At 48.2% G+C, this 11,625-nt stretch carries 10 protein-coding genes; 2 read left to right on the top strand and 8 right to left on the bottom strand.

The genetic code is table 11. The features are described 5' to 3' along the window. Window positions 1-109 precede the first annotated feature (109 nt). The gene (locus AC0YNW_RS11515) at window positions 110-1,177 is read right to left on the bottom strand and encodes a hypothetical protein (protein WP_475832064.1); all 1,068 of its coding nucleotides are present in this window, start codon (window positions 1,175-1,177) and stop codon (window positions 110-112) included. 246 nt (window positions 1,178-1,423) lie between these two features. Further along, entirely contained in the window at window positions 1,424-3,304 is a 1,881-nt protein-coding gene (gene htpG / locus AC0YNW_RS11510; protein ID WP_475832063.1) for a molecular chaperone HtpG, read from the bottom strand. A 237-nt stretch (window positions 3,305-3,541) separates the two neighbouring features. On the opposite strand from htpG, the gene AC0YNW_RS11505 reads away from it, so the two are divergent. Next, the gene (locus AC0YNW_RS11505; protein WP_475832062.1) at window positions 3,542-5,128 is read left to right on the top strand and encodes a histidine kinase N-terminal 7TM domain-containing diguanylate cyclase; all 1,587 of its coding nucleotides are present in this window, start codon (window positions 3,542-3,544) and stop codon (window positions 5,126-5,128) included. A gap of 18 nt (window positions 5,129-5,146) precedes the next feature. Here the strand turns inward: AC0YNW_RS11505 and AC0YNW_RS11500 are convergent, their stop codons facing one another. The 4 genes from AC0YNW_RS11500 to AC0YNW_RS11485 form a co-directional block, all read right to left on the bottom strand. Further along, window positions 5,147-6,076, bottom strand: a complete 930-nt coding sequence (locus tag AC0YNW_RS11500) for an alpha/beta hydrolase (protein WP_475832061.1) — start codon at window positions 6,074-6,076, stop codon at window positions 5,147-5,149. Window positions 6,077-6,204: 128 nt separating this feature from the next. After that, window positions 6,205-6,990, bottom strand: coding sequence for a sporulation protein (locus tag AC0YNW_RS11495; protein WP_475832060.1), 786 nt, complete (start codon window positions 6,988-6,990; stop codon window positions 6,205-6,207). Window positions 6,991-7,106: 116 nt separating this feature from the next. Beyond that, window positions 7,107-7,361 carry a DUF7667 family protein gene (locus tag AC0YNW_RS11490; protein ID WP_387469352.1) on the bottom strand — a complete coding sequence of 85 codons (255 nt, stop codon included), beginning with the start codon at window positions 7,359-7,361 and terminating at the stop codon, window positions 7,107-7,109. Window positions 7,362-7,489: 128 nt separating this feature from the next. Further along, window positions 7,490-8,674, bottom strand: a complete 1,185-nt coding sequence (locus AC0YNW_RS11485; protein WP_475832059.1) for a bis-aminopropyl spermidine synthase family protein — start codon at window positions 8,672-8,674, stop codon at window positions 7,490-7,492. A gap of 586 nt (window positions 8,675-9,260) precedes the next feature. Between AC0YNW_RS11485 and AC0YNW_RS11480 the strand changes: the two genes are divergently transcribed. Next, entirely contained in the window at window positions 9,261-9,713 is a 453-nt protein-coding gene (locus tag AC0YNW_RS11480; protein ID WP_475832058.1) for a hypothetical protein, read from the top strand. Between the two features lie 102 nt (window positions 9,714-9,815). On the opposite strand, the gene AC0YNW_RS11475 is transcribed toward AC0YNW_RS11480, so the two are convergent. Beyond that, on the bottom strand, window positions 9,816-10,262 hold the full coding sequence (locus tag AC0YNW_RS11475; protein WP_475832057.1) for a hypothetical protein: 447 nt from the start codon (window positions 10,260-10,262) through the stop codon (window positions 9,816-9,818). A gap of 135 nt (window positions 10,263-10,397) precedes the next feature. Further along, entirely contained in the window at window positions 10,398-11,558 is a 1,161-nt protein-coding gene (locus tag AC0YNW_RS11470) for a leucine-rich repeat domain-containing protein (RefSeq protein ID WP_475832056.1), read from the bottom strand. Between the last annotated feature and the right edge of the window lie 67 nt (window positions 11,559-11,625).

The raw sequence follows: 11,625 nt of genomic DNA, 5'->3' as shown, positions 1-11,625 counted from the left end.
AGCAAACATTCCAATAATGTTTACTTTGCTAATGCCTCCTGACGGAGTAACACGCAGATTATTATCTTGTATAATTTAGTATACAATTGCCAATTATCGGAATCAATCCTTAAGTTGCCAGACTGCTGACCGAATACTCGTTCAATTCCTGGAGCAGCCGTTCCATTGCATGGCCCTCCCGCTCCTCAATCTCAGCCATCAGCGGGTCGAACTTCTTCTCGATGAGTGTGAAGTCCTCCAGCATAAGCGATTTCAATTGGGCTTGCTTAAGCAGCTCGGAGAGGTGCTTGATGTCCTCGTATTCTTTTTTGCACCATTCATAGCCTTGGCCGCTCAAATACCCTCTCTCATGCAACACCTCCATTCGCTGAAGCATGCATTTCTTATGCTCCCAGAGCGCGTACATCGGCCGGATATCACCCCAATACTCCCCGGTTCCATAGTTCTTTCTCAAATACGAGTAAGTTTCCATGCCATAGACGAGGTCCCTGTGCTCGAACTCTACCATTGCGAACTGCCTGCTGATATTCCGGCTGCCCAGGTAGCTCTCCAGCGAATCTCTGATCAAGGGCACATCCAGCCCCTCACGGCTTCTTCTTGCATCCGGCATCGGCTTGTAGGAATACAAGTAGAACACGGAGTACCAGCGCTCAACAGGACAATTCCGGTACGCCTGATCCAATTGTTCGAATGATACGGTCTCTGCCCTGAAGAAAGGAGTATAGCCAAGAATATCAAATGTTCTTTGCTCCCTGTCATAACCGAAAATCAAGGTGTCGTGGTAAAAGTGTACCGGTTCGGCGCCGTATTCATCATCTTTCGGCAAGTAGTATTGGTCCAGATGAATGTCGACGTAGTATCCCAAATCAATGCATTGAATGATAAACTCCGTTATGTTGTTCGTCATGCCATTAATCAGATCTTTCTTGATCACCTGCGAGAAGAGCCAAGGATGGATCGGATAAAACGTAAAATCTTTGGCCGGACCCATATAAAAATCGAGGTGGATGCCATTGCCAGACTTGAAATCCTTCGGACAGCACATATGGATGTAATTGCTGTGAAACCAGCCTTTGAAGCAATTATCGGTAGCAAGGATGGACAATATTTTGGCATGCGAGGAGTAGCTGACGATATCAGGCTTGAGGTGGATAGGCAGTTGTTTTTTCATAGACAAGCAATTCCCTCCTATTCGCGAATGACGGATGCTAGGACTGAGCTGTCTGGCTGAAGCCGCATATTTCGGTCAGAACAAAAAGGGCATCAGAAATGAAACCCCGTTTCATCACTGATGCCCTTTCGGTAACACGTTTAAAAGCAAGCGGTGTGCAAACTATTCAATTTACTTATCTTTACCATAACTAACAAACATAGAGCGCGTCAACCTTGATTTTTAGTAGCACTCTGTTACTGCAGGTTGTTTTTATACCATCACTTTGCAAATATCGTTCGTAAATTCAACCGGATCCTGAATCGGCAGTCCTTCGATCAGCAGGGCCTGGTTATACAGCAGCTGAGTGTACAGATTGAACTTCTCCGTGTCCGTTCCGTATGCATTTTTCAGGGATTGGAACACTTCGTGGTTCACATTGATCTCCAGCACTTTGTCGGCCTTCATGTTGCCGCTGTCCGGCATTGCCTTCAGGATCTTCTCCATCTCGATAGACAGCTCGCCTTCGGAGGACAAGCATACCGGATGGCTCTTCAGACGCTTCGATGCCTTGACGGAGACAACCTTACCGCCAAGCTGCGCCAGCATGCCTTCGAACAGCTCTTTGTTATCGTTCTGTTCCGCTTCGGATTTGTCTTCCTCCGACTCCGAATCGATACCTAAGTCGCCGCTGGATACCGACTTGAATTCCTTCTCCTTATAATTCGCAATGATCTTAATTGCGAACTCGTCGATATCGTCCGTGAAATACAGAATTTCATAGCCTTTATCCAGTACAAGCTCGATTTGCGGAAGTTTCTCAATCCGATCAATGGAATCCCCTGCTGCATAATAAATGTACTTCTGATCTTCCGGCATGCGAGAGATGTATTCGTCCAGGCTAACCAGCTTCTTCTCCTTCGAGGAGGTGAAGAGCAGCAGGTCCTGCAGATCGCCTTTGTTCATACCATAATCGTTGTACACGCCGAACTTCAATTGGCGGCCGAACGCCTGGTAGAACTTCTCGTAGTTGTCGCGCTCATCCTTCAGCATGCTTTGGAGCATACCTTTAATTTTGTTTTTGATGTTCTTCGCAATCAGCTTAAGCTGTCGGTCATGCTGGAGCAGCTCTCTGGAGATGTTCAGCGAGAGATCCTCGGAATCGACCATCCCTTTCACAAAGCTGAAGTAATCCGGCAGCAGGTCCGCACACTTGTCCATAATGAGCACGCCGTTGGAGTACAGCTCCAGACCCTTCGCATATTCCTTCGTGTAATAATCAAAAGGCGTGTTCTCCGGAATGTAGAGGATTGCGTTGTAGACAACCGCTCCGTCCGCGCTAATATGAATATGCTTTAGCGGCTTGTCGAAGCCGTAACGCTTCTCGTTGTAGAAAGCGGAGTAGTCTTCCTCTGTCAGCTCGTTTTTGTTGCGGCGCCAGATTGGCACCATGCTGTTCAGCGTCTGCTCCTCAATCACTTCCTCCAGCTCGTCCTCGCTGCCTTCCTTCGGACGCTGGTTCGTAATGTCCATCTTAATTGGATAACGGATAAAGTCAGAGTATTTCTTGATAATCGCGCGCAGGCGATAAGGCTCAAGATACTCGTCATACTGCTCATCTTCCGTATTCTCCTTGATCTTCAGTACGATTTCGGTGCCGACGCTATCCTTCTCTGCTGGGACGATGGTATAGCCGTCTGCTCCCTTCGACGTCCAGCGGTACGCTTCCTCGCTGCCAAGCGCCTTGGACGTAACGATCACCTCGTCGGCGACCATGAACGCGGAATAAAACCCGACTCCGAACTGGCCAATAATGTTATGGCCTTCCTTCGCTTCGTTCTCCTGCTTGAATGCCAGAGATCCGCTCTTGGCGATAACGCCCAGATTGTTCTCCAGATCGGCCTGCGTCATGCCGATGCCTGTGTCGGTAAGCGTCAGGGTGCGGTTCGACGAATCGACCGCGACCTTGATGTAGTAATCTTCCTTGTTGAATACGAGGCTGTCATCGGACAACGCCTTGTAATATATTTTGTCGATCGCATCGCTGGCGTTGGAGATCAACTCCCGCATGAAAATTTCCTTTTGCGTATAAATCGAATTGATCATCATTTCCAACAAGCGTTTGGATTCCGCTTTGAATTGCTTTTTAGCCATAGATAACTTGCTCCTTTCAATCTGTTTGTTAGCACTCCTAATGTCAGAGTGCTAATTCTACCTTTTTATATACCATAACCGGAAAAAAGATGTCAACTTCTCCTACGTTATTCGTGTTATTTCCTGCAAGCTTTGACAGCCTGTACATAGCATATGATACGATAGAGAAGCCGACAAATTGCAACTCGGTTCGACAATCACTAGGCGGCGATCCTACCAAAGACATGGAGTCCGATCATGATAGAATCTTCTATTACCGTTTATATTACGCTCGTCGCCATATCCGGAGTGCTCAGCATCTTTCTATGCCTATATTCGGTGTATAAAAGAAAGGACATCCCGGGCTCCCATTATCTGATTCTGCTGACTGCTTTGCAAGCGGTTTATATTTTCGCCTTTGCCTTCGAGCTTGCCAGCGATACGCTTGAGGAGATCAAGCGCTGGATCATGTTCGAATATATCGGCATCGGCTTTGCCCCCGTTCTTGGGCTGCTGCTCGTATTCCGTTATATCGGTGCGGTGCTGCCCCGTCTTCTGACCTATTCCTTGTTCGTCATACCTGCTGTCACGCTATTCATGATTCCAACCAATGACCGTCACCATCTCTTCTACAAGCTCATCTACCTTCGCGAAAATACGCCAACTCCGATGGCCGATGTTGTAATTGGCGAATGGTATATCGTTCAAGGCGCCTACACCTTCGGCTGCTTGCTTGCAGGCGGACTGCTGCTAATCCGGCAATGGAGGAAAACAAACCGGGCTTATCGCCTTCAGCTCTTCACGCTAATCAGCGGACAATTCGTGCCGATGATAGCTTCTTTCTTGTATTTGATGGGCGTCACGCCGAATGGGATGGACCCTGTTCCGTTCGTGCTTTGCATCACCTCCACCATGTATATCTGGGCGATGATGTCCACCCATATGCTCCGTATCACCCCCATTGCAAAGGAAAGCTTGTTCGAAAGCATGGCGGAAGGCGTTCTTGTGCTTGACCTGTCGGAAAAGCTGATCGATTACAACGGTGCGGCGCAGCGGATGCTGCCTCAATTGAAAGCCTCGATGATCGGGGATACCCTAGATGCACTGTGGGAGAAAATGTGCGGGAACAAATTCCCGGTTGCACGGGAAGGCGGCGGCATCCAGGGGCATGTGAAATGGCAGCTCCAGCATGCCAGCTCAGACTACGAGGTTCGCTCATCCGTGATCAAAGGGAAACGGGGCGATAGCGTCGGCAGCCTGCTGATGCTAATCGACGCCACTGAACGATACCGGCTGCAAGAGCAGCTCAAGCAACAAGCTTATTATGACGGACTAACGGGTATCTATAATCGTGCTCAGTTCATTCGGCGCGCAAGAACAATGCTGGAAACGGCCTATTCTGGGCAACAGCCCATGTCGCTGATCTTGTTCGATATCGATCATTTCAAGCAATTCAACGATACGTACGGACACGATACCGGTGATGCCGTCCTGATCCATGCGGTTACGGCATGCCGCAGCCTGCTGCCCGGGGATGCCTTATTCGGCCGGTACGGCGGAGAAGAATTTGTAGTGGCCGTGCCGGGGTATAAAGGTGAAGCAGCGGCACAGCTGGCAAATCAACTGCGAGAAGCGTTGCCGGCTGCGCCGCTAGCCTCTGTACATGGGCCACTGACCGTTACGGCCAGCTTCGGCGTCACATCGGCGGGTCACGGCCAATACGTCCTGGAGGCGATGCTCAGAGAAGCGGATGAAGCGTTGTATGAAGCCAAGCGGAGCGGCAGAAATACAGTTCGTACAGCCATTCGCTCCCTTGCGCCTAAATCCCGGCCTATCTCTTCTTAAAGGCAGCACGGTCTCGCTTTAATGAATATGCTTCTGTATAAAACCAATTACCGTGCGGTCATAGGTTTCTGGATCGGTATGTCTCGCCAGCCCATGACCTGCTCCCGGAATAATAAGCAGCTCCTTCTGCTCCGGGCCTTGTTCGTACAGCTCATTCACCATAGCTGTCGGTACGAACAGGTCCGTATCTCCGTGGATGAACAGAATGGGGGTCTTCGACTTCTTCACTTGCATGAGCGCAGACGCTTCGCTGAAGCTGTAGCCTGCTCTCCATTTGGTCACCAGACTCGTCGTCTGAAGCAGCGGGAAGGACGGGAGCTTGTACATTCTTTTTAGCTGATAGGCGAGCTGCTCCTTCGCTGATGTATACCCGCAATCCTCAATAATCGCTTTCACCTGGGGAGGCAAAGACTCGCCGCTTGTCATCATGACCGTCGCCCCTCCCATGGACACGCCATGCAAAATGATCTGCGATTGCCCGCCGTTCTTCTCGATAACCTTCCTGATCCAGCCCACATAATCCCTGCGCTCCGGCCAGCCAAAGCCGATATACCGGCCACCGCTGCGCCCATGCCCTCTGGCATCCGGCAACAATACATTGTAGCCCAGCTTCTCGCTGTACATTTGCGCAAAATTGGTCATCAAAGCCGCATGACCCGAATAGCCGTGAGCGATAATGACCGTTATGTCTGAGGGCTGATTCGCCTCCAAATAATAGGCATGCAAGCGCAGGCCATCCTCCGAGTCCATGCTCCAGTCTTCGAACGGTTGAGCTTCCCACCATTGATCGTTGCGTTCGTAAGGATTCTCAGTGCTTGCCCCGACTTCGAGATCAGGATTGCCGTTCAAGAAGCTTTTGTCGGCACGCGCGATGGCTACGTTATAGAAATAAAAGCTGGCCCCAATGATGCCAGCAGCCAATACAAATAAGATAATTGTGATGAACATCTGCAACACCTTTCTGGACAAGGTAGTCGATATGCTTGCCAACATTATCATAAAGAAAAAACGGACCGCATAGCAAGCTGAGTAAGCATGCCATACAGTCCGACGAAAGGTACCTGTCGTGTGCTGCGTTAGTGTGAGTATCTGGAAATGACTTGATCCAGCAGCGATGCGACATACTGCGGACCGCGCTGAGCATCAGCATTCGTAACGGTTACCCGCACGAAGCTTTCATCCCTGTCCATAGCTTCTGCGAACATGCCGAACAAGCTTGTCGCTCTCCGGTCGATCTGAAGCAGCAGCTCCAGCTCTGACGGCTGATTGCGCAGGAATACGACTTCCAGCTCATCCAACCTACCCCGATAAGCGCCGGAATAAGGCACCCATTCGAACTCTTGAACGAACGGCGAATGTGGGCCGCCAAGCCGAGGGGCATACAGTGTCTCCGCTTCACGCATACGGAATCCGAGCAGCTCAATCGCCTGCATGACCGCACGCATAGCGGGAGTAGGCACGACCTCAATCCGGTCATTGTCCGTCGGATCTACCGACGAGCGGATATCCGCCGTGGTCTTGATCCACACCGACGATCTGCCGATCGTAAGCGGCGTATTCGGGGCCAGATAAAATGAAAACGGCAGCTCAAGCGCCGCGTTCGGCTGCACATCAATCGGCGGCGTCACACGCACCGTTCCGAGCTGAACGTTTTGCGGAATCTTGCTGTCGTTTACTTCTTTTAAATACGTGGTCATAATGGTCAAGTCGATGCCTTCGATCCGTTGTACCACTGCGCCTCCCTGAATTCGAACAACTCCCCGGATTTCTTCTCCAGGATAATAAGCCGTCTTCTCCAGAAGCGTATCCAGCTTTGCAGAACCGATCCCTAAACTTGCCATCATTCGATTAAACAACGACATTCCGCACACCCCATCATTCATCATTATGATATCGATGTCAGAGCTTCCCCCAACTTCTCTATCATAGCAAATTTTATGAGGAATGGAATGCTTTGAGACTACTGGATTGGAGTCCGTTAGAGCAAGCCCGCTTCCATCTCGTCAAGCTTCTCGCATATTTCGTTATGCCATACCATATCGCCTTGCTCATACGCTACGAATGCCAGTGATTTCAAGGAATCGAGCTTCCGTACCAGCTCCAGATTGACCGTTAGACAATGGGCTAATTCCTGCTTCTCCACAGCTGAAAGCCGATCATAATTTCCCCCTATCGACTTCGCCTTCATGGTTAATTCCGCAAGCCTGCGGTGTGCCGAGTGAATACCAATCATATTTCACACCCTACCTTCATACCGGATTACCTGCCAATACTATCAGGATAGCCCGTCTTGCGATGTTCATTCATGGTTAGGCATATATTCTGGAACATTTTTATAGAATCTAGCATCATCGCCGGACACTAGCCGGGATCGCCCGAGCCGGAAACCGCCCTCTTCTCCACCATATTAAACGTATCGTTCGCACAAGAAGGGCAGCCCTCATTCTTCAACTGCTCAATCGTCGCGATCTCTCCTTTGATGCCTACGAAGATATGCCGCGAGCATTGCTTGCATCGATAGGTGCGCAGTGTCTGCCTGACTTCACCAGTATATAAGGCATCGGTGAAAGCCCCGCTATGCTCCGGCTCCGTCTGGTCTGTCGTGCGAAGTATGAACATTTGGCTGCGATTCGCAATCATCTCAGCAGCTTCATATTCGTTGAAGTGAGGAAAGCTCGCGCTTACCGTCAGTCCCATCCGGACAAATTCCCGCTGCATCGCCAGCATGAAAGCAGGTGATTTATGCGCAAAAGACAGGAAGATCGGCAGCCCCTTCAATCGCTTCATCGCTTGAATACCGCGCGATACGAACAAGCTCATGCCCTGCAATGTATAGGGAGGATCAGTAAAGAATCCGTCGTATTGACCGCATAGCGTGAGCGGAAGCGGCTCCCTGAAATCGATGCGATGACAGCGAATGGGCAAATCATATTCCTTCGCTATATCTTCAATATATCGGATAAATCGCTCATCGATGTCCATCACATCTATTCGCGTCGCCGTATGCCCGCCGTACGGAAACAGCTTCTTAAGCAGCAAACCGATCGACACACTCACCAGATCATCATCCCCCACGCATAGTATCCGCTTGCCGATCAGCGCATGCTGCTGGAGACAAAGAATGGCCCGGCGCAGACTGGTCTCCGGCGTACACTTGGACTGATCAATGCGCACATCAACGGACGGACGCAGCGGGAACAGGGTCTTCAGCTTGTTCAGAATAACGTTCAGATCCTCATCCCATTCGTTGGATTGAAACAAAGCTTGATGGAATGAGCGGTCGAGACCGCGGTATCCCCACTCTTCCTCGATCCAAGCAGCACCCTCAGACGTACATCGAACGCCCCGCTCCTGAATCAGCGCTCCCGCTTTGATCAGCTCCCGCTTAACGGCGGCAGCAACCGGGACGGGAAGCAGCGTCCTTCTCGCCAGCTCCTTGGTCGATATACCGGGCTGCAAATAGGATTCAAGCAGCAACTGTTCAATAACCTGCATCCCTTCTTGCAATGTCATCTGCTCGTTCACTTGTTCCACGTAGTTCTTCAATCACTTCATCCTCCTGACTCGTATATAAAGATGGTTGTTCTCCGCTTCGGTCTTATCCGCACAATTAACACTGACATGTCATCACTCCTAATTTTTTTGTGTGAAACGCAAAAAGGGCAGAGATGAACATACGTCATCCCTGCCCTATCTTGCAGATGCCTAATAACTCGCCATAGACGCAAAAAATCCGCACTGAACACAGTACGGATAAAGGCGCAATGGTATAGGCGTCCCCTAAGGTTAGATTAATCCGTTGTTCTTAACTAATTCCGAAGCATCCGATTGGCCATCAAGAAACAAACCACCCTCAACTGAGCGCATGGTCTATAGCCTGCCGAATACCTCTAATATGGAATTTGATTAGTTAAGAACGACCTGATTCATAAACTCTCTCCTTAATGGGAATTAGCTTCATGTTATCTTATTTGGGTTGGCGGAGTCAAATTCGAACAAATGAGGTTAACCAATTTGATTCTGACGAATGTTGTCATTTTTTGTTCGAAAATATCAAATATTCTATTTCAACCATCTAGGCACTTACTTGGTTCTATGGTACTATATAGAAAAATATTGAGGAGGATTACAAATGTTGATAGCTATTATTATTTTGGCAGCTATTATTTTCCTTATTGTTTCACTAGTCAATACGAGGAAAAAGGCAAAAAAACGCAGCGAAGAACTCGGAGTAAAGGTCTCCGTAGCACTTCAGCATGTTGAGGGACTTCCCATTGCACTTGGAACACTATCCAATTTGCTTGCTTGCCAAGATAAATTGGTTATCGACTCCAAGAAGCTATCGTTCGATGTACCTTACGATAGAGTCATTAAGTACAGCACCCAGAATGTTTCCGGTGGTGCCTCAAAAATTAAGTCTCCTCTGTTTGTCGTTCACTATTATGATAAGAGCGGCGCACAACAGTCAATTACATTCACAAGTACCATGTTTGATTTGAATAAATTCGTCATTGATTTTACAAAAGCATTGAATCGCCCGGAGAATAGCCTTGAGGTAGGAGAGAGCGGAACCGTTTCTTTGTAAGACGACATCACTAATTCTACATAAATATAGAAGTAAGCCTCCTATAATCAGGGGGCTTACTTTCTTTAGTAATAGAATATTGGTGTTGTTTCAATCATTAAATTAAGGCATTATGACATCGCGTGGTCTTTTGCTGTATGAGATGTAGGCCAGCCCTAACACTTGGGCAAAGAATACGTAGATCGAAGCATCTATCCGATTAATAACAAATATAAGTACAGGTGAAAAAACAATAAGTGCAATGGCAGACCAGCGTATCGCTCCTTGCTTGCCTAACTCTCGTTTTACCATAAAGGACACTATACTTACAGCAATCGTTGCAGCAATAAATATCGTAACGCCCAATAACACCAAATTCAACTTAAGCCATAGAGTTGATCCCATTTGTACAAGGCTGAAGACCATAAAGATGAACATAATCATTATAGCTAACAAAATGATGGGCCAGATTGGCGCATACAATCTCTGAATATAATGCAGCCATTCGCTATTGTCCTTGTTCTCATTAAATTTCTCCAGTTGCCTCGTCAGCTTATCTACCTCAGTCATGACTAAAGCGTGCAAGGAATATAGCTTTGTTAATATTCTCCTCCTTTAGCCATCTCAATAGCTTATTTACTCGCATAAAAAACCTCCCTTGTTAAGAGAGGTTCATCCGTTTACCTTATCATGTCACCGAAATAACTAATACGTCTCATACACAAGAGTACTGTCTAATTCCAACGCCGCTGAAAAAAGCGCGTATATATAAAGCTGACCAGCTGGCGTCTCTCCCGCATCGTAACCTAACCGAAAGGCTCCGTCCCTATCAAATTCGAGTGCCGACAGCACCAGCTCATTCACATCCTCGTCCGGATGCGTTCGGGCAATCAGTTCCAATGCTTGCTCGATCAGTTCGTCCTTGCGCTCCCATGCCTCCCTAATCATCTGCGACAGCTGCTCCATATCAGCGTGGGTTGAAGCATCGACAGAGGCGGCAAGCTCGTTGTCCCTGTATACCAATGTGGCAGAATAAGAGGAGAAGGAGTTGTTGTAGATAAACATCCCCACTTCCTCTATCGAATAGTCCGGTTCGATCATCAAATTATTAGAGGAATCCACTTTCACAAGCTTAGCGTTATCACTCGTATCCAGCATCGATAATTTATTTTCTGAGCAATACAGCTCTATTAACTGGGTATTCTGGCTGATGTCCAGGCTCGCAATATGATTGTTGAAGCATCTAAGACTCTCTAATGCGATAAGCAGCGCAACATCTAATTGTGCGAGATGATTGTGGTTGCATCGTAACTCCCTCAGAACCTGGCAATTCCCTATATTCAATGTGCTCAAATAATTATTTCCGCAATCGAGTCGGGCAAGCCCTTTGTTCTGATCCAGATCCAGCGCGAACAAAGAATTATAGCCGCAATTAAGCTCCTTCAACTGTTCGTTCCGGTCTAGCTTCAGCTCCGACAGGATGTTCCAGTAGCAATGCAGCTTCGTAAGCTTGGGATTATCGCTGACATTCAATTCACGAATTCGGTTAAAGCCGCAATCCAGCACTTCCAGCTCTGGAAGATTGGTGAGATCCAATTCATGAATTTCATTGTTGTTGCAATTGAGTTCCTTCAGCAATCCATTATGGCTTAGATCAAGTTCCCTCAGCAGATTATATGAACAATCCAATTGCTCCAGCGACACAAAATGCTCGATCCCTCGTAAACTGGAGAACTTGTGATTCTGAATCTGGAGCGACAAGATATCCTCTACATCTCCACGGTCAATGCGACCTCGACCTCCCGAGAAATTGTCCAGGACGTAGCTTCTAAACCCTTCATCTATGAAATCCTGCGTAATGTCCATTTCCACGCCTCCCTTAGCAAGCAGTTGCTATGTTAGGCTTATTATAGCTTCCATCCCCGTCAGGGTC

The organism is Paenibacillus sp. J31R120 (assembly GCF_056269225.1).
Note: the sequence above shows the minus strand (reverse complement) of the source record. Positions and strands in the feature narration are given on the sequence as shown.